23 protein-coding genes and 1 pseudogene are annotated in these 24,941 nt (G+C 61.1%); 13 read left to right on the forward strand and 11 right to left on the reverse strand.

The genetic code is table 11. The features are described 5' to 3' along the window. The first annotated feature begins 139 nt into the window (after positions 1-139). Positions 140-955: a polyphosphate kinase 2 gene (gene ppk2 / locus K5Y35_RS20315; protein WP_222832752.1), complete on the forward strand. Its 816-nt coding sequence runs from the start codon at positions 140-142 to the stop codon at positions 953-955. Between the two features lie 39 nt (positions 956-994). On the opposite strand, the gene K5Y35_RS20320 is transcribed toward ppk2, so the two are convergent. Continuing rightward, complete coding sequence (locus K5Y35_RS20320) at positions 995-1,828, reverse strand: suppressor of fused domain protein (RefSeq protein WP_222832753.1); 834 nt, start codon at positions 1,826-1,828, stop codon at positions 995-997. 263 nt (positions 1,829-2,091) lie between these two features. Here K5Y35_RS20320 and K5Y35_RS20325 point away from each other — a divergent pair, with 263 nt between their 5' ends. Next, positions 2,092-2,307: a hypothetical protein gene (locus tag K5Y35_RS20325; protein WP_123464244.1), complete on the forward strand. Its 216-nt coding sequence runs from the start codon at positions 2,092-2,094 to the stop codon at positions 2,305-2,307. A 50-nt stretch (positions 2,308-2,357) separates the two neighbouring features. Here K5Y35_RS20325 and K5Y35_RS20330 read toward each other — a convergent pair whose 3' ends face one another. Further along, a complete protein-coding gene (locus K5Y35_RS20330; protein ID WP_222832754.1) occupies positions 2,358-4,970 on the reverse strand; it encodes an EAL domain-containing protein in 2,613 nt (870 codons plus the stop codon). A gap of 221 nt (positions 4,971-5,191) precedes the next feature. Here K5Y35_RS20330 and K5Y35_RS20335 point away from each other — a divergent pair, with 221 nt between their 5' ends. Further along, the gene (locus tag K5Y35_RS20335; protein WP_128615104.1) at positions 5,192-7,396 is read left to right on the forward strand and encodes an OsmC domain/YcaO domain-containing protein; all 2,205 of its coding nucleotides are present in this window, start codon (positions 5,192-5,194) and stop codon (positions 7,394-7,396) included. Positions 7,397-7,626: 230 nt separating this feature from the next. On the opposite strand, the gene K5Y35_RS20340 is transcribed toward K5Y35_RS20335, so the two are convergent. From K5Y35_RS20340 to K5Y35_RS20350, 3 genes are all read right to left on the reverse strand, one after another. Further along, positions 7,627-8,121 carry a PaaI family thioesterase gene (locus K5Y35_RS20340; protein ID WP_128615103.1) on the reverse strand — a complete coding sequence of 165 codons (495 nt, stop codon included), beginning with the start codon at positions 8,119-8,121 and terminating at the stop codon, positions 7,627-7,629. Between the two features lie 8 nt (positions 8,122-8,129). Beyond that, positions 8,130-9,287: a GGDEF domain-containing protein gene (locus K5Y35_RS20345; protein ID WP_123464254.1), complete on the reverse strand. Its 1,158-nt coding sequence runs from the start codon at positions 9,285-9,287 to the stop codon at positions 8,130-8,132. Positions 9,288-9,395: 108 nt separating this feature from the next. Next, entirely contained in the window at positions 9,396-9,644 is a 249-nt protein-coding gene (locus K5Y35_RS20350; protein ID WP_222832755.1) for a hypothetical protein, read from the reverse strand. A 169-nt stretch (positions 9,645-9,813) separates the two neighbouring features. On the opposite strand from K5Y35_RS20350, the gene K5Y35_RS20355 reads away from it, so the two are divergent. From K5Y35_RS20355 to K5Y35_RS20365, 3 genes are all read left to right on the forward strand, one after another. After that, positions 9,814-10,470, forward strand: a complete 657-nt coding sequence (locus tag K5Y35_RS20355; RefSeq protein WP_222832756.1) for an ATPase — start codon at positions 9,814-9,816, stop codon at positions 10,468-10,470. Positions 10,471-10,555: 85 nt separating this feature from the next. After that, positions 10,556-10,897, forward strand: a complete 342-nt coding sequence (locus tag K5Y35_RS20360) for a hypothetical protein (RefSeq protein WP_123464260.1) — start codon at positions 10,556-10,558, stop codon at positions 10,895-10,897. Positions 10,898-11,050: 153 nt separating this feature from the next. Further along, positions 11,051-11,692, forward strand: coding sequence for a LysE family translocator (locus tag K5Y35_RS20365; protein WP_222832757.1), 642 nt, complete (start codon positions 11,051-11,053; stop codon positions 11,690-11,692). 14 nt (positions 11,693-11,706) lie between these two features. On the opposite strand, the gene K5Y35_RS20370 is transcribed toward K5Y35_RS20365, so the two are convergent. From K5Y35_RS20370 to K5Y35_RS20385, 4 genes are all read right to left on the reverse strand, one after another. Then, positions 11,707-12,900, reverse strand: coding sequence for a GAF domain-containing sensor histidine kinase (locus K5Y35_RS20370; RefSeq protein ID WP_123464264.1), 1,194 nt, complete (start codon positions 12,898-12,900; stop codon positions 11,707-11,709). A gap of 157 nt (positions 12,901-13,057) precedes the next feature. Further along, positions 13,058-13,897: a glutathione-dependent disulfide-bond oxidoreductase gene (gene yghU, locus K5Y35_RS20375; protein WP_186748267.1), complete on the reverse strand. Its 840-nt coding sequence runs from the start codon at positions 13,895-13,897 to the stop codon at positions 13,058-13,060. A 59-nt stretch (positions 13,898-13,956) separates the two neighbouring features. Continuing rightward, entirely contained in the window at positions 13,957-14,370 is a 414-nt protein-coding gene (locus K5Y35_RS20380; RefSeq protein WP_123464268.1) for a GFA family protein, read from the reverse strand. A 35-nt stretch (positions 14,371-14,405) separates the two neighbouring features. Beyond that, entirely contained in the window at positions 14,406-15,446 is a 1,041-nt protein-coding gene (locus tag K5Y35_RS20385) for an alpha/beta hydrolase family protein (protein ID WP_222832758.1), read from the reverse strand. Positions 15,447-15,793: 347 nt separating this feature from the next. Here K5Y35_RS20385 and K5Y35_RS20390 point away from each other — a divergent pair, with 347 nt between their 5' ends. Then, positions 15,794-17,581: a thiamine pyrophosphate-requiring protein gene (locus tag K5Y35_RS20390; RefSeq protein WP_222832759.1), complete on the forward strand. Its 1,788-nt coding sequence runs from the start codon at positions 15,794-15,796 to the stop codon at positions 17,579-17,581. Between the two features lie 65 nt (positions 17,582-17,646). Here the strand turns inward: K5Y35_RS20390 and K5Y35_RS20395 are convergent, their stop codons facing one another. Both K5Y35_RS20395 and K5Y35_RS20400 read right to left on the reverse strand, forming a co-directional pair. Next, positions 17,647-19,023 carry an ATP-binding protein gene (locus K5Y35_RS20395; RefSeq protein WP_222832760.1) on the reverse strand — a complete coding sequence of 459 codons (1,377 nt, stop codon included), beginning with the start codon at positions 19,021-19,023 and terminating at the stop codon, positions 17,647-17,649. Next, positions 19,020-19,682: a response regulator gene (locus K5Y35_RS20400; protein ID WP_222832761.1), complete on the reverse strand. Its 663-nt coding sequence runs from the start codon at positions 19,680-19,682 to the stop codon at positions 19,020-19,022. The genes K5Y35_RS20395 and K5Y35_RS20400 overlap by 4 nt, the downstream gene beginning before the upstream one ends. Positions 19,683-19,852: 170 nt before the next feature. Here K5Y35_RS20400 and K5Y35_RS20405 point away from each other — a divergent pair, with 170 nt between their 5' ends. The 6 genes and pseudogenes from K5Y35_RS20405 to K5Y35_RS27940 form a co-directional block, all read left to right on the forward strand. Next, positions 19,853-20,119: a PepSY domain-containing protein gene (locus tag K5Y35_RS20405; protein ID WP_123464277.1), complete on the forward strand. Its 267-nt coding sequence runs from the start codon at positions 19,853-19,855 to the stop codon at positions 20,117-20,119. Further along, positions 20,119-20,664, forward strand: a complete 546-nt coding sequence (locus K5Y35_RS20410) for a cytochrome b/b6 domain-containing protein (RefSeq protein ID WP_222832762.1) — start codon at positions 20,119-20,121, stop codon at positions 20,662-20,664. Before K5Y35_RS20405 ends, K5Y35_RS20410 begins: the two co-directional genes overlap by 1 nt. A 50-nt stretch (positions 20,665-20,714) precedes the next feature. Further along, positions 20,715-22,010, forward strand: coding sequence for a sialidase family protein (locus K5Y35_RS20415; RefSeq protein WP_222832763.1), 1,296 nt, complete (start codon positions 20,715-20,717; stop codon positions 22,008-22,010). After that, on the forward strand, positions 22,010-22,621 hold the full coding sequence (locus K5Y35_RS20420; protein ID WP_123464282.1) for a hypothetical protein: 612 nt from the start codon (positions 22,010-22,012) through the stop codon (positions 22,619-22,621). The genes K5Y35_RS20415 and K5Y35_RS20420 overlap by 1 nt, the downstream gene beginning before the upstream one ends. Before the next feature lie 21 nt (positions 22,622-22,642). Then, positions 22,643-24,670, forward strand: coding sequence for an LTA synthase family protein (locus tag K5Y35_RS20425; protein WP_222834477.1), 2,028 nt, complete (start codon positions 22,643-22,645; stop codon positions 24,668-24,670). Positions 24,671-24,756: 86 nt separating this feature from the next. Further along, a pseudogene (locus K5Y35_RS27940) lies at positions 24,757-24,861 on the forward strand (DUF1801 domain-containing protein); the annotation flags it as partial. Between the last annotated feature and the right edge of the window lie 80 nt (positions 24,862-24,941).

The raw sequence follows: 24,941 nt of genomic DNA on the forward strand, positions 1-24,941 counted from the left end.
GAAAGATCCAGGGAAACACATGGCGACTGTGCTTTTTTGCCAGGCCATGGCAAACGGCCGGTCATGAACTAACCTCACGTGTCTGGATTGCCCGGTCAATCAACATTTCATTGCGGTCGTGTTTCATGAGGGCTCGGTCATGGCAAAAGACAAAAAGAAGGCCGCCAAGGCGCCTGAACGTCCGAAGTTGAACAACAAGGACTACCTTGAGCAGTTGCGCAAGCTGCACGTCGAACTGGTCAAGTTGCAGGAGTGGGTCATTGCCAGCGGCGCCAAGGTCTGCATCGTGTTTGAAGGCCGCGACGGCGCCGGCAAGGGCGGGGTGATCAAGGCGATCACCGAGCGTGTCAGCCCGCGGGTCTTTCGTGTGGTGGCGCTGCCCGCGCCGACCGACCGTGAAAAGAGCCAGATGCACGTGCAGCGTTACCTGCCGCATTTACCGGCGGGTGGCGAAGTGGTGATTTTTGATCGCAGCTGGTACAACCGCGCCGGCGTCGAGCGGGTAATGGGGTTCTGCACCGAGGAGCAGGCCGACAAGTTTCTCAACTCCATCCCGTGGGTGGAGCACACGATCGTCCAGTCTGGCGTGATCCTGCTCAAGTACTGGCTGGAAGTCAGCCCCGAAGAACAGACCCGCCGGCTTGAGGCGCGGATCAACGACGGGCGCAAGATCTGGAAACTGACCCCAATGGATCTCAAGTCCTACAGCCGCTGGTACGACTACTCACGAGCGCGGGACGAAATGTTCAAGCGCTCCGACACCGAACACGCACCGTGGCTGGTCGCCGATTCCAACGACAAGCGCCGGGCACGCCTGAACATCATCACCGATCTGCTCAGTCGCATTCCGTATGAAGACGTGAAGCGCGAGAAGGTGACGCTGCCCAAACGGCAGAAACCGGGCAACTACGAAGAACCGAACTATCCATACCGGCGAGTCGCAGAACCCTACTGAGAGGGAGGCCACTTGCCGGCGGTCAAGTGGCGCACTGGCTCAGACAACGCTGGCGCGGGTCAGGCTGCTGACGTGCCCGATGCCCGCCGCCTTCAATCGGTCGATCAGGTCATTGCGAGCATTTTGTCCGCCCGCCCGGATGTACTCCAGTTCCGCGGCGGTGATCAACATCACACTGACTAGCTTGACGGGCGATAACGGCATGTCATCGATTTGTGTGGAGAAATCCGCTTGCGGCGCGCCGAGCAGCATGCCGGTCATGTCGTCCTCGGTGACGAAGTGGGCTGGCAACTGATCGCACATGTAGTCCGATTGACTGAAGCCTGGAATTTCGAATGACATCGAGCCGTATTTCTCCAGCCGGTGGGTAAGTCCACCGGCGTGCGCCACTTCTCTGGCCAGGTGTTTCAACAATTCGAACGCCCAGCTGCGTGTGAGTGGATAAACGTCGCCCGTGGCACCGCGTGCATGTTCGGGGATATCTGCGGTTTCGATGAACAATTCCATTTCAAAACCGTTGCCCAGGCCTTCGACTCCGTCGAACGGGTCCGACATGCCTTCGGTAGCGAGGATGATCGAATCGGCTCGACGCACCACACGATACGCCTGACGGGTCGATGGCCAGTCCGGGCCGCCCATCAAACTCGGGCTGATCGCGTAGCCCAGAACATCGCTTTCACTGACGCCGACGCTGTTCCAGTGCCGGTCCAGGCATTCCTGGCTGGCCTCTCGCAGGGCCAGGTTGGTCTTTTCTGCCTCGCTCAGGTCGTCATAAGAGAAGGTTTCGTGGGCTTCCTCTGTATGTTCCAGTGCTGGAGCAGATTCAGTGACCGGTGTTTTCCGTGAAGCGAAGAGTTTTTTAAAAAATTGCACAGGCATTCCTTGCGTCATCGTGATGATTTTGCTGCATGGCGGGATCCGGCAGATTCTCGCATCGGATCACATGGATTGGCCAATTGCCTGTAATCAGTCGGTAGGCTGAATTCGCCACAAAGACTTCAAAACCCTCGGGCGCGATGTTGCTTGAAGCGCGTGGCGCAGAGAATTTGTCCGGCAGCGCTTCCATCCGTCGCCCGCGCTGAACCTCGGTGATCTCGCGTCTTTCTACCAAGGGAGTCCTTCACGAGAACACTTTTATGTTCGATCAGCAAAAACAGGCATCCCTCGCGGCATGGCGCAAACTGGCGACACAGGCGCAAATGCGCCTGGACCCGGAGCAGCAGTACGACGAGTTGCTCAAGGCAGCTGATGAAATGGAGGAGCAGGGGCTGATCACCAGTGCCGAGTGGCGGCAACTGGTGCGTGATGCCGGTAGCGTGTTCACTCGCAATACGCCGCGCACAGAGGGTTGAGCGCACACCTGCAGGGGCTGCGGTATTCGACAGACACAGTGAGTGGCCGCTCAGGTGACGCGGCCTTTTTTGTGGGCTGGCTGGTCTGTTCTGGACATTTGCAACAGCTGCGCAAACGCCACTTTGTCGATCGGCCGGCTCATGAAGTAACCCTGCACTTCATTGCATTGATCCTTGCCGAGTATCGCCAGTTGTTCCTCGGTCTCGACGCCTTCGGCGGTCACCGTCAGGCCCATGGCCTTGCCCAGGCCGATGATGGCCTGCACCACCGCGCGATCGTTGGCACCGCTGCTGATCGAGGCAATGAAACGCTTGTCGATCTTGATTCCGTCGAACGGATAGGCGCGCAGATAGCCGAGGGATGAGTAGCCGGTGCCGAAATCGTCCATGTTCAGGCGCACGCCCAGTTCCTTGAGCGCATTCATGGTGATCAACGCGCAGTCGGTGTCGTTGAGCATCACGTTTTCGGTGATCTCCAGTTCCAGACGACTGGCCGGGAAGCGGGTTTCGACCAGTATTTCGCGGACATCCTCGACCACATCGCTGACGGCAAACTGCGCCGGCGACAGGTTGACCGACAGCAGAATGTCCGGCGGCCAGGCCAGCGCGGTTTCGCAGGCTTCGCGCAAGACCCAGCGGCCAAGCGGGACGATCAGATCGGTCTGTTCCGCCAGGGCAATGAACACATCCGGTCCGAGCAACCCCTGAGTCGGGTGCTGCCAGCGCACCAGTGCCTCGACCGAGACGATCTGCTTGCCGTCGACCTTGTAGCGCGGCTGATAGTGCAGGACGAACTCGTTGTGTTTGAGCGCATGGCGCAGGTCATCTTCCATTTGCCGGCGGGTCTGGATCTGGTCGCTCATGTGCGCTTCGAAATAACACCAGGTGTTCTTGCCCTCGGACTTGGCCTGATACAGAGCGATGTCGGCGTAGCGGATCAGGTCGCCGGGCACGTATCCGTGGCGACGGCTGAGGGCGATGCCGATGCTGGCGCCGATGTGCAGCGGATGGTGTTCGAAGACCACCGGTTGATGCAGGCTGCCGATCAGGCGCGTGCAGAATTTGTCGATTTCAGCGTGGCTGTCCATGCCGTTGAGCACCACGACGAACTCGTCGCCACCGAGCCGGGCGACGATGTCATTGTCGCGGGTGCTTTCGCGCAGACGCGTGGCGACCTCTTGCAGCACCGCATCGCCCGCCGGATGACCGAGTGAGTCGTTGATCGGCTTGAAGTTGTCGAGGTCGATCATCAGCAGCGACAGGGCCGGGGCGTGTTCCTTGAGCAGCAGCGCGTCATCCAGATAGCGCGCCAGTTTGTTGCGGTTGGGCAGGCCGGTCAGCGCATCGTGCAGGGACAGGTGCTGGATCTGCGCATGGGCGGCCACTTCGTCAGTGATGTCACTGGCGGTGCCGCGATACCCGACAACGACGTGCTGGTCGAAGATCGGCCGTGCGGAAAGTCGGCAATGACGTTGCTCGCCGGAGTGATCGCGGTAGGTGCAACGCAGGTCGCTGGTATTGGCTTGCTCGGTCAGTGCCCGCAGCCACAGTTCCAGCGGAGTGGTGTCGCAGAACAGCAGTTGGCCGATGTCCTGGCCTAGCCAAAAATCCTGCGGATAACCGGTCACTTCGCTGAACCGCGCCGATAGATAAGTCAGCGACAGCGCCCGGTCGACTTCCCAGATCCAGTCCGACGCGGCTTCCGCCACCGCCCGAAAACGTTCCTCACTGGCTTCCAGTCCGCGATTGGCGCTTTCCAGTGCGAGGTTCGAGGCTTGCATCACGGCAAAGCTTTGGTCGACATATTGCGAGGAGCGCAACGCATGGCGAAAGAAATACGCGGTGAGCAGCATCAGCACCAGCATGGTCACGCCGAGGGGGGGCAACAATGACCACAACAAGCGCTGACCGGGTTGCTCCAGATCGGCGATCAGGCTGTAACCGGTGTTGTCCAGCGCCACCCTGGGCCGATCGCGGGCCAGCGTTTCATCAGGGGCGAGGGTCAGATTGCTCAAGCCATAGCCGCTGCCGAGCGCGCGCAGTTTGGTCGGGGTGAGTTTGTCGACAAATACCAACACCGAGGTTTTCCGTGGATCGCCCAACGGCCGCGCATCATTGGGAATGATCGCCGCCGCCGACACCAGCGCCGGCCAGCCTTCGAACAACGAGTAAACGCTGACGGGAATGCTCAAGTCGCTCTGGCCCTGCACCTGTTCGACCAGCGTTGCGGCGGGGATTTGCAGAAATTTGGAGACGTCGCTGTCGAGCAATTGGCCGCGCACCACCGCATACCGGGTATGCTCGCGGTCGAGGACGAACACGCCGTCATAGCCGTCATTGGTGAACAGGGTTTTGCCAACGTTCTGCTCAGTGAACGCCCAGTTGATATCCACCGGGTTGCTCAGATGTTCATAGGCGGTGGTCCAGTTGGCGTAGCTGGATATGTAGTTCTTCGACGCGGTCATGCGGTTTTCCAGGGCGCGGGCCGAGTAAAACCGGGTTTTGCTGATTTCTTCGGTGTCGAGACGATTGGCGATGCCGAGCAAGGCAACGCTCGCGGCGATCACGCCGGCGACGAACAGCGCGCCGACAGCGATGGCCAGGCGCCGGGTCACGGCGTTTTGCCGGGGTGGAAGGGGCGCCGCATAACTGGAAATATCCATGTGCTCGTCCTTGATCCGCAGTCTTCTGAACCTAGAACAATGGCGCGCACGCAATGTTCCGGCTCTTCTACGCACTGTCCTCAAAAGCGTAGTGAAGACGGTGCAATTTGCCTCTTCAACAGCGGCTTGCCGATCAGCGGCGATTCCCGAAAGCACAAGACTTCCCGCGTAAAAACCGGATAATGGCCGCCATTCGTTTAGCCGTATTCTGGTAATCCCGCATGGAAATCAAGGTCAATTTTCTCGACAACCTTCGACTTGAAGCCAAGTTCGACGACTTCACGGTGATCGCCGATCAGCCCATTCGCTATAAGGGCGATGGCTCGGCACCGGGGCCGTTCGACTACTTTCTGGCGTCGTCGGCGTTGTGCGCGGCTTACTTCGTGAAGTTGTACTGCGACACGCGCAACATCCCCACGGAAAACATTCGCCTGTCGCAGAACAACATCGTCGACCCGGAAAACCGCTACAACCAGATCTTCAAGATCCAGGTCGAGTTGCCGGCAGACATCTCCGAGAAGGATCGTCTGGGCATTCTGCGGTCGATCGACCGTTGCACAGTGAAGAAGGTCGTGCAGACCGGCCCCGAGTTCGTGATCGAGGAAGTCGAAAACCTCGACGCCGATGCCCAGGCCTTGCTGATGCCGCATGCGGGCTCCGAGGCCGGCACCTGCATTGCCGGCAAGGACCTGCCGCTGGAACAGACCATCGCCAACATGTCGGGCATCCTCGCCGACCTCGGGATGAAGATCGAAATCGCCTCGTGGCGCAACATCGTGCCCAATGTCTGGTCGCTGCATATCCGCGATGCGCATTCGCCGATGTGCTTCACCAACGGCAAGGGCGCGACCAAGGAAGGCGCCCTGGCGTCGGCACTGGGCGAATTCATCGAGCGCTTGAACTGCAACTTCTTCTACAACGACCAGTTCTGGGGCGAAGAGATCGCCAATGCCGAGTTCGTGCATTACCCGGACGAACAATGGTTCAAGCCTGGCCCGCAAGACGAGCTACCGGCCGAAATCCTCGACGAATACACCCTGAAGATTTACAACCGCGATGGCGAGTTGCGCGGTTCGCACCTGTACGACACCAACTCAGGCAACACCCAGCGTGGCATCTGCTCGCTGCCGTTTGTGCGTCAGTCGGACAATGAAGTGGTGTACTTCCCGTCCAACCTCATCGAAAACCTCTACCTCAGCAACGGCATGAGCGCTGGCAACACCCTTGCCGAAGCACAGGTGCAGTGCCTGTCGGAAATCTTTGAGCGCGCGGTCAAGCGCGAAATCCTTGAAGGCGAAATGGCCCTGCCAGATGTGCCGCAGGAAGTGCTGGAGAAATACCCGAGCATCCTCGCCGGCATCAAGGGCCTGGAAGAGCAGGGCTTCCCGGTGCTGGTCAAGGATGCGTCGCTGGGCGGTGAGTTCCCGGTTATGTGCGTGACCCTGATGAACCCGCGCACCGGCGGCGTGTTTGCCTCGTTCGGCGCGCACCCGAGCCTGGAAGTGGCGCTGGAACGCAGCCTGACCGAGTTGCTGCAGGGCCGCAGTTTCGAAGGTTTGAACGACTTGCCGCAGCCGACCTTCTCCGGGCAGGCCGTGACCGAGCCGAACAACTTCGTCGAGCACTTCATCGACTCCAGCGGTGTGGTGTCGTGGCGCTTCTTCAGTGCTAAACCGGACTTCGAATTCGTCGAGTGGGACTTCTCAGGCGATGGCGAAAACACCAACGCCGAAGAAGCCGCGACCCTCTTCGGTATCCTCGAAGACATGGGCAAGGAAGTCTACATGGCCGTCTACGAGCACATCGGTGCCAAGGCCTGCCGCATTCTGGTGCCGGACTACTCGGAGATCTACCCGGTCGAAGACCTGATCTGGGACAACACCAACAAAGCCCTGCAATTTCGCGCCGACATCCTCAACCTGCACAACCTGAGCAAAGTCGGCCTGCGCAACCTCGCCCAAGGCCTGGAAAACAGCGAACAGGACGATTACACCGACATCACCACCCTGATCGGCATCGAGTTCGACGACAACACGCCGTGGGGCAAACTGACCATCCTCGAACTGCGCCTGCTGATCTACCTCGCCCTGCAGAAATTCGAACAGGCCAAGGATCTGGTCGAAGCCTTCCTGCAGTACAACGACAACACCGTCGAACGCGGCTTGTTCTATCAAGCCGTCAACGTCGTGCTGGAGATGGAACTGGACGAGGATCTGCAACTGGAAGACTACGAAGCCAACTTCCGCCGCATGTTCGGTGATGAGCGCATGGACGCAGCGATTGGTTCGGTCAACGGCAGCGTGCGGTTCTACGGGTTGACGCCGACCAGCATGAAGCTGGAAGGGCTGGATCGGCATTTGCGTTTGATCGAGAGCTACAAGAAGCTGCATTCGGCGCGGGCGAATGTGGCAGGTCTAACTGGATGACAGTTGTCATCCAGGCTTGAGCAGAAAACCTGTGGCGAAAGAGCTTTCCAGCTCGGCACAGGTTTGCGGCTTAACTGATCGCCTGAAGTCTGATTGGGTTCAACAAACGGTCACGCCGTGGTTGCTGTTCTCCCACGTTTTCTTAAATGACGCTCGCCGATCGCGAGCGTTGTGTAGTTGACGACGCCTGCTGTGGACGGTTCGCCAATACCGGCAGGTTTCGCCAGCTTTTATCGACCGTGCGCCGCGTTGGCCAATGCCCCCGTATCCACCCGCACAAACACTGAATCGCCCACCGCTGTCAGCACATCCCCCGCATACACCTCGCATATCACCCGGGTCTTGCGCCCGACGTCACCCTCGACTTTCGCTCGCAAACTCAGCGGTACGCCCATCGGTGTCGGCTTGATGAATTTGATGCCGAGGTTGCCGGTCACGCAGTCGATGCGCGGCAGGCTGCCGGGTTCGCGGTTTTCCGTGCGGTAGTGGTAGGCCATCGCCGTCCAGTTGGAATGGCAGTCGACCAGCATCGCAATCAATCCGCCGTAGACCAGGTCCGGCCAGCCGCAGTATCTGGCGTCCGGCACATGTTCGGCGAGCACGTGCACACCGTCTGCATGCCAGCGGCTTTTGATGTGCAGGCCGTGGGGATTGCGGTCACCGCAGCCGTAGCAGACGCCTTCGGGGGCCGCGAGGTCTTGCAGGGGAGTGTCGAGTTCAGACATGGGATTGCTCATCCTGGAGTGGGAAGCCCGGTCAGACGCAGGCGATTGCGCCCGCCGCGTTTGGATTCGTAGAGTGCGGCGTCGCCTTGTTCGATCAGCGCGGTAAGGCTGGCGGGTGGCTGTTCGAACAGGTTGGCGCCGATGCTCAACGTGACCGCCGCGGGCGTGGGGAAAGTCTGTGAAGTCATGCCGAGAAACTGTTCACGTAGGGCGTTGCCCAGTTCGACGACGCGTTCGCCGGAAGCATCATTTAGCAAAATGACGAACTCGTCGCCGCCCAGTCGCGCCGTCAGCGCATGGCGTGGCAGCAGCGAGCGGATCATCTCGCTCAAGGCGATCAGCAATCGGTCGCCGGCGGTGTGGCCGTACTGGTCGTTGACCAGTTTGAAGTTGTCGATGTCGATCAGCAGCAGGGCGCCGGGGCATTCGGGCGAGGCTTGCGTCAGCAGGCGCGGTGCGCGTTTTTCAAGGGCGCGGCGGTTGTACAGGGCGGTCAGCGGATCGCGCTCTGCCAGCCGGGCGATCTGTTTTTCCCGGCGGTAGCGCTCGGTGCCGGTCATCGACAGGGCGATCAACATGATCGCCATCGCGCCTTCGACCAGCGAAATCTGGATGATCTCGCCGCGAAACGCCGCCAGATCGATCAGCGTGCCGGGGATCACCACGGTCAACGCCTTGGCGACATAGAAAATCCCGTGAGCCAGCAGCACGTAACGCAGTTGCACCGCGCCAACGCTCAGTGATTTGCCGTGGGGGCGCAGGAGAAAACTGGCCTTGAGGGTCGAGAGCGCCACCAGCAGCGAGTTGGCCGCGAGCATGACCTTCGACCATAGCGGCCCCTCCGGCAGTAACAACATGACCAGCCAGGCGACGAAAATCAGCGACCAGGTGCGTGACAGCCGCGTCTGGGTGAAGCGTGCGACGCCGAGCAGGAACAGGAAATGCGCGGTCACCAGCAGGCCGTTGGCGAACCAGATGCCGATCAGCATAAGGCCGTTGCTGCGCAGCAGGGCCAGAGTGGAACCCACGGTAATCGTGGCGAACCCGGCGCTCCAGAACAACAGGGAAGGTTCACGGATGCTGCGCCACTCGATCGCCATATACAGCGCTGCCGCCGCTGCCAGGGCAGTGGAGAGGGTCAACATCGTTGGTGGGTCGAGCGGCATTTCTGGACGAGCCTGTCTGATGGGCGAATAGACGGGCGATTGTAAGCGTTCGGGGCCGTTTTGGCAGGTGGGGTGGCGCGTGCGGTCGCGGCCACACGCACCGCTCGCTCATGACTTGGGCGTGAGCCAGGAGTCCACCACCCGCCGATCCAGTTCTTCCCAATACGCCATGCCCAGCACTCGCGTGGTGTTCAGGCCGCGCAAGTAGCCGCGCAATTGATTGGCGGTGTCCTGAATAAGCTGCGGGTCGGCGACGGTCTTGTCCAGCAGGACGCTTTCGTACTGGACCAGGTATTCGGCCACACGCTCGCGAAAGTCGGGCAATACGGCGTCTCGGATCAGGTCAAACGTTCTCAAAGAGGGTTCCTCATGCATCTTTTTCTAGTTGTAGTGAGTGTGGATCAGTCTGCACGGCGCGCAACTATTGCTAGAAGTAATAGTGACCATCACGAAACGCAAGTTTTGCTTTGTCGGCAATGGGCGGAAAATCACCCCCATCGAACACGCCGCTCAAGGAATTTGCGCGATGAACACATTGACCCGACTGGTTTTGGTCGCCCTGCTGACGGGCGGAGCGATTGCCGCTGCACCAGCGTTCGCAGACGACGGCCGGTCATGTCACTTGCAGTCCATCACCGGCAGCAGCGCCACGTTGCAGCACTCGCAAACTGTGGGCGTACTGTACAGCGAGAACACCCTGGACAATCTGCAATACCTCGAGCGCTACCACGACATGGCGCTCAACGGTGCCAAGGGTGCGCTGGACTCGCGGATTCGTGAAGCGTTCGTCGATAGCTCCGACCCGGAACTGGCGATTGACTGGCTGGTGAACTCGTTGCAGCAACAGTTTCTGTCAGTGACCGTCTACGACAGCCTCGATCAGCTGGTTCAGGCCCATCCGGACATCGTGGTGAAGCTCGACACCTTCAACCGCTTGATGACCCAACGCAACAGCCTGGTCGAGGCGCGTTTTACCGCACGCTTCTATGACGCCGACCTGCAATACATCGGCAAGGCTGAAGGTGCCGTGGAAAAACAACTGCCCTCGGCCTGGGTGCATCACCAGGCGCCGCCGCAGATCGCCGCGCAGATCGCCGCGCAGATCGAGAAGCAGCGAGACCTGCAACTCAATGCGTTGAAACAATTCGATGCATCACTCAAGGCGCTGGTGGCTTCGAGCTGAACCGCAAACCATAAATGGCAACGGCGGCGCGGTGGCGCTGCACCGTTGCCGGTTGAACCGACACTTTATTTTCAGGATTACACCCATGCGCTCTTTATTTGTTCCGGCCCTGGCGGTTTCTTCGTTGCTGCTCGCCGGTTGCGCCTCGGCGCCGAACGACCCGACCCTGACCCTGCAGACCGACAAGACGCCTGCGCAATACGCTGATTGCGTCGTGCCGAAACTGCGAGGCAGTGCGCTCAGCCCGACCGTTTCGCAGACCCAGCGCAGCTACCGCATCGTAGTGCCGAGCAAGGTTTCGGCGGACAACGTGCTGGAGGCCTACAAGGCCGGCAACGGCGGCAAGGTGTTCATTTATGAACGCCACTTGCTGGCCTCGAACTTCCTGCCTTCGAGTTTTGAACGGGCCGCTCAGGACTGCATCTGATTCCGCCCGATCGACGTTTTTGACAGAGCTCCTTTGGTTGGCCGCAACCAACCAATTTTTTGCCCCGTGCCTTCATTCGGTCGCGGGGCTTTTTTTTGCCGGCGGGTTTGCCTGAGGTAACATGCCGCCACCCACTTGTTACGAGCATTGAAAATGGATTCTCACTCGATTCTGGCCTTCACCCTGGTCGCTGCGATTGCCATCGCCAGCCCGGGTCCCGCGACGTTGATGGCAATCAACAACAGCCTGGCGCATGGACAGCGCAGCACCATCTGGTCGTCGCTGGGCAATGCCAGCGGTCTGTTCTGCCTGTCGGCAGCGGCGATGCTTGGGTTGGGCGCGCTGTTGGCCAGCTCGGAAATGCTGTTCAACGCAGTGAAGTTCATCGGCGCCGGTTACCTGTTCTATCTCGGGGTCAAGCAACTGCTCAAAAAGGGCCCGATGCTGGCGCAGGGCATTGATGGCGAGGCCGGCAAGGCTCGGCCGACCCGCGGCAAACTCTACAAATCGGCTTTCCTGACCGCCGTGACCAACCCCAAGGCCACGATGTTTTTCACCGCGTTGTTCCCACCGTTCATTGATCAGAACGCGGCACTGCTACCGCAGTTTCTGATTCTGACCGCCATCTTCATGGCGTTGTCGGTGTCGTCGCTGAGTGTCTACGCCGCACTGGCCTCGCGGGCCAAAGGCGTGCTGACCCGACCGGCGCTGTCGCGTTGGGTCAGCCGGGTGGTGGGCACGACGTTCATTGGTTTTGGTGCGGTGATTCTGACCATGCGCCGTCAGACGGCGTAAGCGCGGACGGCGGTTCAGGCCCACTTGAAGCGCGCCGGGAACCGCGCCACGAAGCAGGTTCCCGCGTCGAGTGTCGAGCTGACCTGCAACGTCCCGTTGTGCGCCGTGGCAATCTGCGACGCGATATACAGCCCCAATCCGAGGCCTTCGCCGCGTTGCCCGGCTTCGGATCGCGAAAACGGTTCGAACAGCAGCGGCATCAGGGCGGCGGGAATCGGCACCCCCTGATTAGTCAGCGAGATCACGATCTCGTCGTTCTGCGCATAAGCCTTGAGGACGATCGGCGTGGCGGTCGAACCGTGCGTCACGGCATTGCCGAGCAGGTTCGACAGTAACTGACTGATGCGCAAGGCATCGCAATGAACACCTGCCGGCAGGTTCAGTGTCGACTCGAAGATGGCGAGGGGATGAGATGCCTGCACCTCGGCAAGGGTCTGTTGCAGGGTCTGCTGCAAGTCATCCACGAGGACGCGCTGTACCGGAATCCCGCCACCGAGCCGGCCGCGGGCAAAATCGAGGATGTTCTCGATCAGCACGCCCATGCGCGTCGAGCTGTTGCGGATCGCCGCTATCAAATTCAGCGAACGTTTTTCTTCGGTCCTGGTTTCCAGCAAGTCGGCACTCATGCGAATCGCGCTCAGTGGCGTGCGCAGGTCATGCCCGAGCACCGCGATGAACTGTTCGCGCAGACGCCCCAGTTCGTTGGCGTTGTTCAGCTCGACCTTGGTCGCCTCAAGTCGCTTTTGCGTGTCGAGGTTGATCGCAATCAACTGGGCGAAAAGGGTCAGCGTTTTGGCAATGGCCGGTTCGTCGAGGTTCGCCGGTACGGAGTCGATGGCACACAGCGTGCCGAAAAATTCACCGTTGGCTTTGACGATGGGAATGGAGATGTAGCTCTCCAGTCCATAGGTTTTCGGTGTGTGGTGCTGGGAAAAAACCGGATGCGTGCTGGCCTGGCCGAAAATCACCGGTTGCTGGTGCTGGCGGATTTCGTGACAAATGGTCGACTCCAGCACCAGTTCGCCACCGGGTTTGAGGCCGAAATTGATCGAGTCGTCCACCGCGCAAGCCACCCAGTTTTTGTCAGTGACGCGCGCCACGGCGGCGAAGCGCATCCCGGTCAGGTGCTTGACCATGCTCAGGATCATGGGCACCGCGTCGATGCTGCTGATGGCTTCAACGTCGGATGAGAAGGCAGAGTCGGTCATGGCACGGTGCTTTTAAAGGAGGTCGAAACAGAGACTATCGCTTATTGGCGGCCATGACCAATGGCCGCCAAGGCGAATGTGCGGCGGTTGCACGACACGTTCGGATTCAGAATGGAGCCCCCGCGTGGTGTTGTAACCGATGGACGAGTCGTGTGGCTCAGTCGAGGTCGCTGGCTTGATGCCGCTCCGGCACCTGCGACGCTTCATCGCCCCAGGTACGGTTGACCCGTTGCCCACGCATCACTGCCGGCCGCTTGGCGATGTCTTCTGCCCAGCGTTGCACATGGGTGTACTCATGCGCCGCAAGGAATTCCGCCGCCGAATAGACATTGTTCCGCACCAGTTGCCCGTACCACGGCCAGACGGCGATGTCGGCGATGGTGTAGCTGTCGCCGGCCAGATAAGGGCTTTCGGCCAAACGACGGTCGAGTACGTCCAGCTGACGCTTGGCTTCCATGGTGAAGCGGTTGATCGGGTACTCCATTTTCTCCGGCGCGTAGGCATAGAAATGCCCGAAACCGCCGCCCAGATAGGGCGCCGAGCCCATTTGCCAGAACAGCCAGTTGAGGGTTTCGGTGCGGCCTGCCGGGTCCTTGGGCAGGAAGGCGCCGAACTTTTCCGCCAGATACAGCAGGATCGAGCCGGACTCGAATACGCGGATCGGCGGTTCAACGCTGCGGTCGAGCAGCGCCGGGATTTTCGAATTCGGATTGATCTCGACAAAGCCGCTGGAAAATTGATCGCCTTCGCCGATGCGGATCAGCCACGCGTCGTATTCGGCCGCGCTGTGCCCCAGTGCCAGCAGCTCCTCCAACAGGATGGTCACCTTGACGCCGTTGGGCGTGGCCAGTGAATACAGCTGCAACGGATGTTTGCCGACGGGCAAGGTCTTGTCGTGGGTCGGCCCGGCAATCGGGCGGTTGATGCTGGCGAACTGGCCGCCGGACGGGGCTTCGTTTGTCCAGACTTGCGGCGGAACGTAGGGGGCTTTGCTCATGTGGGGGCCTCATCGTTGGCGGGCGGAAGTTATCGATAATAGACAGGTTTGATCAAGGTTTACGGCTGCTGTGGCCATTGATCCTTGATGTCAAACCACGGCGCCTTCGACGTCACCTCGACATGCTTCTGTTTTTCCGTGGTGAACGTCGTGTCCAGCGTCCCCAGCGCGACCGAGATCCAGTCGGCGAACTCACCCTGCTGGCGCGACCAGAACAGCGACGAGCCGCAGTGCAAACAGAACTGGCGCGAGACCGCTTCGGAAGACTGATAGGACTTGATCGCTTCGACGCCCTGTACCACTTGCAGATTCTCGCGCAACACGCTGCCATAACTGGCAAATGCCGCTCCGTGGCTTTTGCGGCACTGGCGGCAATGACAATGAGACAGCGCTTTGGGCCGCGAGCGGATCTGGTAATGGACCGCGCCGCACAGGCAACTGCCGCGAAAGGTCTGGGGGGAGGGCGTCAGCATGCGGGTTTTGGCTCCTTGTGAATCAGGGGAAGGTTTCAGCTGTCGGGTGACTGGGCCAGGAATTCACTGATCAACGAGATCACCTGTTGCTGGATCACCTCGCGGGGGCGATCGTTGCCATCGCCGCAGATAATGCCATCACCCGGCACGTCATCCTCAAGCAGCGCCACCGCGCCAGGTTTGCACACCGCCATAAAACTGAAATGGCTGGCGTCGCTGATTTCCACGTAACGCGAAGATTTTACCGGCAGGCGTTTGGCAAGGTCGGCAGACTCCAGCCGAGCAGGCAGCTCTGGTGACGGCACGCCGGCAGCAATCACCAGTGTCGGTACCGCCAGCGCCGCCAGACTTGCATCGGTCATGCCCCGTGACAGCCCCAGGTCCAGGGACACCACGGCAGTGACGCGTTTGTCGCGCAAGTCCGCCGCCAGCCGCGACTTTGAATCCTCGGTGCTGGCGGGGTTCATCTGTTGGTAAACGGTGCAACTGGCCAACTGCGGATGGGCCTTGCAGTCTGCGGCAAAACGCTCGGGGTCGAACCGCGCTCCGGCGACTTCCATGGCGGTCCAGCCGCCGAGAGAGTGTCCCACCACGGCAATTCGAGCCTGCGCGACCGCGCCAAACTTTTCCGGCTGCGCCGCGACGGCGTCGATGGCCCGGCTCAAATCGACCGGACGTTGCCACAACTGAGCCGCCGCTTGCGGGCTGCGGTCGCGGCTGGTTGTGCCGGGGTGATTGACCGCCGCCACGATGTAACCCTGATGGGCGAGTGCGCTGGCCAGCCAGGTCTGGTTGATCCAGGTGCCGCCGTAGCCGTGGGAGAGCACCACCAAGGGATGCTTGCCGCCGGCCGGTGGCGCATCGGGCACGGCCGGGGCGCCGACGAATACCGGGTTGTCGCCGAACAGTCGGGTGGCCGCAGTAGTGGCCGCGGCGGGATACCAGACAACCATCTCCAGTGAACGCTGATGACGCGGGTCCGTCAGCGTGGCGGACTGAAAGCCGACAGGATGATCGTCAGCGAGTGCGTGGGGGATCAGGCAGGTCAGCAGCAGGGCGCCGAGCGCTGTTTTCATGGTTGTTTTCGTCCTTGATACGTTTTATGGGCGAGCGGCACTTTGACTGAATTCGTGTCCTTGAGCGAGTTTCTTTAGCGGCCCTCCATCAGCGGCCAGTCGTGCAGGCTTCCTGGTGCTGTGATGGCGCTTCCGGCGTCTTCGCGAACCTGTTCGCGAATGGCCTCGCCACCGATCAGGCAGCTTACCCTGGCCCCGAAAAATCCTGGGTGGCACTGCTCGCCCGGGCCGGATCACTGGCAAATCCATCGAAACTTCGCCGCCGACAACACTGTCCAGACCTTTACACCTTCCGGCCAATGTTCTGCCGGAACAGGCTTATGCACCGGAGAAAGGCGAGGATCGAGATGTCGATGACAGTGGGAGATTTTCTGGTTGAGCGGCTCAGCCAATGGGGCGTCACGCGGATTTTTGGTTATCCGGGGGACGGCATCAACGGCGTGTTCGGCGCGCTTGCCCGGGCCAAGGGGAAAATCGAATTCGTGCAGGCGCGGCATGAAGAAATGGCCGCGTTCATGGCCTCGGCCCATGCCAAGTTCACGGGTGAGCTGGGTGTGTGCATTGCCACTTCCGGCCCGGGTGCCTCGCACCTGATCACCGGATTGTATGACGCGCGCATGGACCATATGCCCGTGCTGGCGATCGTCGGTCAGCAGGCGCGCACGGCGCTTGGCAGTCACTACCAACAGGAACTCGACCTGGTGTCGATGTTCAAGGACGTCGCCGGGGCATTTGTGCAGCAGGCATCGGCGCCTTCGCAAGTGCGGCATTTGCTCGACCGGGCGGTGCGCACGGCAGTGGGCGAACGCCGTGTGACGGCGATCATCCTGCCCAACGATTTGCAGCAACTCGAATACGAAGCACCGGCCCGCGCACACGGCACCGCGCATTCCGGTGTCGGCTACAGCAAGCCGAAAGTATTGCCTTACGAGGCTGACTTGCAGCGTGCCGCCGAGGTGTTGAACGCCGGGGACAAGGTCGCGATTCTGGTCGGCGCCGGCGCGTTGCAGGCGACCGATGAGGTCATCGCCGTGGCCGAAAAACTCGGTGCCGGGGTTGCCAAGGCACTGCTGGGCAAAGCCGCGTTGCCGGACGATTTGCCTTGGGTCACCGGCAGCATCGGCCTGCTCGGTACCGAGCCGAGCTACAAAATGATGAGCGAGTGCGACACCTTGCTGATGATCGGTTCGGGTTTCCCGTACTCGGAATTTCTGCCCAAGGAAGGTCAGGCGCGCGGCGTGCAGATCGACCTGCAGCCCGACATGCTCAGCCTGCGCTACCCGATGGAGGTCAATCTGCTCGGGGATTCGGCGGAAACTCTGGCGGCGTTGTTGCCGCTGCTTGAACAGAAGACCTCAAATAAATGGCGCAAGAAGATCGAGGGCTGGCGCGGCAGTTGGGAGAAAACCCTGGAAAGACGCGCCATGGCCAAAGCCGATCCGATCAATCCGCAGCGGGTGGTGTATGAGCTGTCGCCGCGTTTGCCGGAGCAGGCGATCATCACCAGCGATTCCGGCTCTTGCGCCAACTGGTACGCCCGCGACCTGAAAATCCGTCGCGGCATGCAGTGCTCGCTGTCCGGCGGCCTGGCCTCGATGGGCGCCGCCGTGCCTTACGCCATCGCTGCGAAATTCGCCCACCCGCAGCGCGCGGTGATTGCGCTGGTGGGCGACGGTGCGATGCAGATGAACAACATGGCCGAGCTGATCACCGTTGCCAAATACTGGCGGCAATGGGCGAGCCCGAAATGGATCTGCGCGGTGTTCAACAACGAGGACCTCAATCAGGTGACGTGGGAGCAGCGGGTGATGGAGGGCGACCCCAAGTTCGAGGCGTCGCAAAGCATTCCGGACGTGCCGTATCACTTGTTCGCCATCTCCATTGGCCTCAAAGGGATTTTTGTCGATCGTGACGAAGATGTCGCCGCCGCCTGGGAGCAGGCGCTGGCCTCGGAGGTGCCGGTGCTGATCGAATTCAAGACCGACCCGAACGTGCCGCCGCTGCCGCCGCACATCAAGCTGGAACAGGCGAAAAAATTCGCCACGACCTTGCTCAAGGGCGATCCGGATGAGGCCGGCATCATCGTGCAAGCCGCCAAACAAGTCTTGAGTTCGGTGCTGCCGGGCAAAAAATAAGCGGATAAACCCATAGCGCTCATCCCCTGTGGCGAGGGAGCGTGCTCCCTCGCCACAGGCCGGGCTCAACCGAAGGACGTTTCATTGATCCGCAACTCCGCACACAGCCCACCCTGTGGCCGGTTGTACAACTGCAAGGTGCTGCCGATCTTGCTGACGATCATCTGCACAATTGCCAGGCCCAACCCGGCGCCGTTGGCATGGCCGTGACTATAAAAGCGCTCGAACAGTCGCGCGTAGTCGAGTTCGTTGATGCCGGGGCCAGCGTCTTCGACGCTGATGTACACCGCGCCGGAGTCTTGCGGCTGCACCTGCACGCGCACCTCGCTGCCGGGCGGGGCGAAGTTCAGCGCGTTGGTAACCAGGTTCTGCAGGGCAATGGCCAGGGCCACAGGGTCGGTTTCGACCGGGCAGTGGTGGTCGCTGTCGAGGATCAGTTCTATATCCTTTTCCAGCGCCAGCGGCGCCAGTTCGGCAAGCTCCTCGCGCACCAGTGCGGTGAGTTCCACAGGGCTTTTTTCCGGATGGGCCAGACGCGGTTCGATCCGCGCCATGGTCAGCAGCTGGCTGGCGATCCGCGTGGCGCGATCCACCGCGCTGACCAGAAATTCCAGCGCCTCCTCGCGTTGTTGCGAGGTGCCGGCGAGCTGCGCGTTTTGCGCATGGATGCGCAGGATCGCCAGTGGCGTGCGCAGTTCATGGGCGGCATCAGCGATAAAGCGTCGCTCCCGCGCCAGCAGGTTGTCGATCTGCTGCAACAAGCGGTTGAGCGCGGTTTGCATCGGTTCGAGGTCGTGGGGCAGGGGGCTCAGGTTCAGCGGTTTGAGGGTTTCGGTGTCACGCCCGCGAATGGTTTGCGCCATGCTGCGCAAGGGTTGCAGTCCCCAGCCGATGGTCAGCCAGATCAACGCCGCCAGCGCCGGCACACCGATCACGCTCGGCCATAGTGTGTGGCCGACGATCCGCTCGATCAGGTCCTGACGAACGTCGTCGCGCTCGCCGACCCAGATCAACAACCCTTGCTGCGAGTCCTTGAGCAGAAACGCACACCAGTCGCGGCCGTTTTCCATCAGGTCGTGGGAACCGAGGGTGGTCGGCGGCGCATTCAGTTCCGGCGCTTCGGCCGAACGCATCAACAATTGCCCGTCACTGCGCCAGACCTGAAACGTCAGCCGCGTTTCGTACGGATGCGCCGCTTCGCCATCGCCGACCCGGCTCATCGCCTCGTCGAAGGCCTGATACAGGCGCTTCCAGTCGTTGTCGCCCGGCGCGCGTTGCGCCAGTACGCCTTGCAGCAGACGCGCACTCTGCGCCAGTTGGGCGTCGTAGACTTCTTCGATTTCATGGTGGCTGTCGCGCAACACCAGCCAACTGATCAGCACATCGCCGATCAGCACCAGAATCAGTACGGGGACCAGAATTCGCGCGCGGATCGAAATCATGACTTGAGCTCCACGACATAACCGACGCCGCGCACGGTGCGGATCAGACCGGTCGAAAGCTTTTTGCGCAGGTTGTGAATCAGCACTTCCAGGGTGTTGCTCTCGACATGCTCCTGCCAGCCATATAGCGCCCGGGACAAGCGCTCGCGGGTGACCACCTTGCCGGGACGCGCCATCAGTTGATGGAGCAGTTGATATTCCATCGGTGTCACCACCACCTCGAGACCTTGCCAGGTGACTTGCTGGCTGACCGGGTCAAGGCATACGCCGGCATGTTCCAGCACCGGTTGGGCGCGGCCCTGACTGCGGCGCAGCAACGCACGAATGCGCGCCTTCAATTCATCGACGTCGAACGGTTTGATCAGGTAGTCGTCGGCCCCGGCATCGAGGCCGGCGATGCGTTCGGCGGTGCCATCGCGCGCGGTGAGAATCAGCACCGGCAGGTCCTGTTGTGCACCGCGCAGTTGTTGCAGCAGGGCCAGCCCATCAAGCCGTGGCAAGCCGAGGTCAAGCAACAGCAGGTCGAAGCTTTCACTGTGCAGGGCATGCAGGGCGCTGACCCCGTCCTGCAACCAGTCGAGGGTGTAGCCCTCGCTGCTCAAGGCAACACGAATGCCTTGTCCGAGGGCTTGATCGTCTTCAACCAGCAGCAGGCGCATGGGCGGTTCTCAGTGGGCAACAGGGGCGTTGATGGGCGGCATCATGCCGTTGCACAGGGCGCCGTGGCAGTCCGGCCGACGGGAAAGATGTAACCACTCGTTGCCAACTAAGCTTTCACTAAGGTTGCTTTTGCACAGTGAGGCCTTCCTCATCGAGCGAGAGTGTTTCCATGCGCAAACTTCTGCTGTTGTCCCTGATTGCCGCCAGCCCTTTGGCCGTCGCCGGCCCGCAATGCACCACCGCCGAGCGTTCGCAATGGCAAGACCAGAACGCCTTCCAGGCGCAACTCAAAGCCCAGGGTTACCAGATCAGCAAGTTCAAGGTCACCGATGGCAACTGCTACGAGATCTACGGTTTCGACAAGGACAAGCGCAAGGTCGAGATCTACCACGACCCGGTCAGCGGCAAAGCGGTCAAGACCGAGATCAAAGGCTGATGCCGAGCGCGTCCCTGCGCCTGTGGGATCCGCTGGTGCGGCTGTTTCACCTGTCCATCGCCAGCGTCTTCGTCGCCAATTACTTCTTCAATGAAGCGGGTGACGACTGGCATGTCTGGCTTGGCTATTACGCCATGGGCTGGCTGTCGCTACGGATCGTGTGGGGCTTCATCGGGCCGCGCAGTGCGCGTTGGGCGGACTTCTGGCCGACGCCGGCGCGCCTGTTGGCGCACGGGCGGTCTCTGATCGCCAGGCGGCCGGAACATCGCCTCGGGCATTCGCCGATCGGTGCGCTGGTGATGATTTTGATGTTGCTGGCATTGTCGACCCTGGGCCTCAGCGGCTGGGCGATGGAAGAAGTCGATGCCCTGTGGGGCGCCGACTGGCCGTTGCAGGTCCACGAAACTGCTGCCGACGGCCTGCTGGTGCTGGTCTGCATCCATGTTGCGGCGGCGCTGTTTGAAAGCATTCTGGTGCGCGACAACTTGCCGTTGTCGATGCTCACCGGCCGCCGTCGCCGATTGCCCGACGATGCTGCGCGCTGACAAGGATGTCTGCCAATTGTTAATCCTCTTGTCCTTGCCGCGAGTCCACTATGCGTGCGTTGTCCTTTCGCTTGACATTCATACTCGGCAGCCTGGCCGTGAGCCTGATTTTTCTGGCTGCGTGGCGCAGTCATCCGAGCCATGTGCTGGCACCGTTCGCGCTGGCGACACCGCCGGTTGACGCCGGGCTGCAAGCCCCCGAACCGATGTACAGCAGCCGCTTCGTGTCCTCGGAACTCGACGACTTCGTGCACTCGTCTTCGGTCACCGCGCTGCCCGGTGGTGACCTGATGGCGGTGTGGTTCGCCGGCTCGCGCGAAGGCGCTGCCGATGTGCAGATCCGCACTGCGCGATACGACGCCAAAACCGCGGAGTGGGGCGCCGAACACGTGCTGGCCACCCGTGAATCGACCCGCGACGGCACCCGGCGCTATATCCGCAAGCTTGGTAATCCGGTGATCGCGCTGGCACCGGACCAACGGCTGTGGATGTTTTACGTGTCGGTGTCCGTGGGTGGCTGGGCCACCAGCGCGATCAATGTGATGGTCTCCGATGACTTCGGGCGCAACTGGTCGACGCCACGCCAATTGGTGACCTCGCCGTTTTTCAACATCAGCACGCTGGTGCGCGCCGCGCCGGTATTCCATGCCGACGGTTCGATCGGCTTGCCGGTGTATCACGAGCTCATGGGCAAGTTCGCCGAGTACCTGTACCTGAGTGCGGACGGCGCGGTGATCGACAAATTCCGCATCAGCCGTGGCAAGCATTCGTTGCAGCCGACCATTGTGCCGCTGGACGGACACCGCGCCGTGGCCATGTTGCGTTATGCCGGCGACACCCACCACCGCGTGCTCGCCAGCCGCACCGACGACGCCGGGCAGACCTGGAGCGAACCCTATCCGCTGGAACCGGCCAACCCCAACTCTTCGCTGGCGGCGGTGGGCACGGCTGACGACGGTTTGCTGGTGGCGCTCAATGACCTGCGGGACGGGCGTTTCAAGCTCAGCCTGTACGGCACCGATGCCAATCTCAATGACTGGCGCAGCGTCATCGAACTCGATCAGTCGCCCGATCCGCTCGGCCAGCCGTTCGCCCCCGAAGCCTACAAAGCGATCATCGGCGAAGGCTTTCGCGCCTCCAGCGGTGCGCGGCGCCTGCCGTTGGAGCAACGCTTTCTGAGCAATCTCGATTACCGCGTGTGCAAGCCGCAAGGCTGTGACTTCGAGTACGAGTATCCGTACTTCAGCCGTGGCCCGGACGGCCTCTATCACCTGGTGTACTCGTGGAATAACACCTTTATCAAACATGTCAGCTTCAACGATGCCTGGCTGGCGGAGCGCCTGTGATGCTGTTTCTGTGGCAAGCCCATTTGAGTTTTATCCTGCTCGGTTTTGTGCTGCTGAGCGCATTGGCGTTGACCCGACGCTGGCGCCCGTGGCTGTTGCCGGTGTTGGCGGCGCTCGGTTTTATCCCGGTCAATGATCTGCCGCTGGCGGCCTATGTGCGCAGTTACACCGATGACCTGGCAATCACCACGCTGGTGTTGCTCGCTTGGGTCAGCCTGCAGCGCCTGGGTGTGGTTCAGCCGTTGCCGACAGTCAGGCGTGTGCAAGTGCTGGTGCTGTTTGCCGGGTTGGCGGCGGTGCTTTACCCGGCAACTCTGGGGCTGACCTATGTCGACCCTTATCGCTGGGGCTTCAATCCACGGCCAATGATTGTGCTGATCGGTCTGACGGCGCTGGCGCTGTTGTGGCTGCGCAACACCCTCGGCGTGGCGATGCTGGCACTCGGCACGCTGGCTTTCGCCCTGCGGCTCAAGGCCTCGGAAAACTATTGGGATTACCTGATCGATCCGCTGCTGGCGGGTTATTGCCTGGTGGCCGGCGCCGCGCTGTGCGTGCGGGAAGTCTGGCGTCTGCTGCGCCCGCTACCCGCTGTACCGACATCTTCAATCTGAATCAGGACACTGAGGTCAATGATGGGCTGGATGCAATCGCGGCGTCTGCGCTATGGCGTGGGTGCGGCAGGTTTGGTGTTTTTACTGCTGGCTTTGCTGCGGCTGGTGTTTGTGCTGGGATTCTCCGGAATCGACATCAGCGAGTTCGTCGACAACCCGCAACTGCGGGAAACCCTTGGCATCGGCTTGCGTTTCGACCTGCGTCTGGCCGTGCTGCTGATGTTGCCGCTGGCGCTGCTGGCCTGGCTGCCGCGCTGGAACCTGACGCGCGTTGCGTTACTGCGCCGCGTGGCAAGGGGCTATTGGCTGTTGGTGCTGGGCGTTGTCGGGCTGGTGTACATCATCGACTTTGGCCATTACGCCTACCTCGGGGTGCGGATCAACGCCACGGTCTTGCGCTACCTGGAGGACGCGCAGATCTCGCAGCAAATGGTCTGGGAAACCTACCCGGTGCTGTGGATTGCCCTGGGCTGGCTGGCGGTGTCGGGGCTGTGGTTCTACGGATTCCTGCGCCTGGAGCGGGCGACGCTGGCGCAGGAACCTCGGACGATCCGCCGCACTTCGCTGGTCTTGGGCGGTGGGGTGGGGCTGGTCGTGGTGTTGCTGGCGCTGCTTGGCCGCGTCGAAAACCTCAACCTGGAAAACCCGGTGCCGTTGCGCTGGAGCGATGCGTTTTTCTCCGGCAATGGCCAGATTGCGGCGCTGGGCCTGAACCCGGTGCTGTTTCTGTATGACACGCTCAAGGCCGGGCAGGCGCAGTTCGATGAAGCGCAAGTGCGTGCGCATTACCCGGCGATGGCGCGCTATCTGGGCGTGGATCGGCCGGACGTGCAGACGTTGAACTTTGATCGCCAGCAAGCCGTGCAGCCATATCGCGTTGCCCGGACGCCGAACGTGATGTTCGTCATGCTCGAATCCCTGGGCACCAGCGCGGTGGGCGCCTATGGCAACCCGCTGAATCCGACGCCGAATCTCGATCGGCTGGCGAGCCAAAGCTGGTTTTTCCGGCACTTTTACGTGCCGGTCACCGGTACGGCAAAAACCGTCTGGGCCAGCATTACCGGGGTGCCGGACGTCACCCGCCAGGCCACCGCGACACGCCACCCGTTGATCACCCGCCAGCACACCCTGATCAACGCGTTCACCGACTATCAGAAGCTGTACATGATTGGCGGCAATGCCGGGTGGGCCAATATCAATGCGCTGATCCAGCAGAGCATCGAGGGTGTAACGCTTTATCAGGAGCGTGACTGGCGGTCGCCGCTGGTGGATGTGTGGGGGATTTCTGATCTGGACCTGTTCAAGGAAAGCGACCGCATCCTGCGTGAACTGCCCAAGGACCGGCCGTTTTTCGCCTACGTGCAAACCTCAGGCAATCATCGGCCGTTCACCATTCCCAAGGACAATGACGGCTTTCAGATCAGCCAGCTCTCACTGGAACAGGTGCAGGCCGCCGGTTCGCGCAGTGTCGAGCAATACAACGCCGTGCGCCTGCTGGACTTCAATATCGGCAAGTTGATGGAACTGGCCAAGGCCGGCGGCTATTACGACAACACGATTTTTGTGTTCTTCGGCGACCACAACACCCGCATCAGCCAGATCCCGCACATGCCGCCGGCGTTCGAACTGCTGGGGCTGGAGAGCAACCATGTGCCGATGCTGATTCACGCGCCGGGGCTGCTCAAACCCAGGGTTGTCGATGAAGCCGTGGGGCTGACGGATCTGTTGCCGACGGTCGCGGGAATGGCCGGCATCCCGTTCAGCAACGGTGCAATGGGCCGCGATATTCAGCAAGCGGCGCCGGAAGGCGAGCGCGTGGTGCCGCTGGTATTGCGCGAAGGCACGTTCCCGTTGATTGGCGGCGTGACCCGGCATCACCTGCTGCAAATGCAACACGATGGCAGCGCACCGACCCTGCATGACCTGCGCTCGCCAACGCCGCTGGACAACGTCGCCGAGCAGCACCCGCAAGAGTTTCAGCGGCTGGTGGAATTGACGCGCGGGCTGCATGAAAGTGCGCGGTTGATGTTGTACCGCAATGTGCGCTGAGCCTTGAATTGGCGTGGGGGAAAGTCGCGGACTAGAGTCGCTTCTCTCCGGTCCCGTTGAGCATCCGTCAATGAACAAGACAGAGGGCAGCCAATATCAGTACCGGTGAGACCTACAAGAGCGCGGTGAAGATGACCTTCGCCAAAGGTGCGTCACTGGACGAACCGGCGCGGTTGTTCAATGCCAGCCTGGTGAAGAAAGCCTCACCCGGCCCCTCTCCCAGAGGGAGAGGGGCCTGACTGAGTGAACATAAAGTCTGAAAGCCCCATAA

This window comes from Pseudomonas sp. SC3(2021) (assembly GCF_019856535.1).
In the GTDB taxonomy this organism is placed as follows: Bacteria; Pseudomonadota; Gammaproteobacteria; order Pseudomonadales; family Pseudomonadaceae; genus Aquipseudomonas; species Aquipseudomonas monsensis.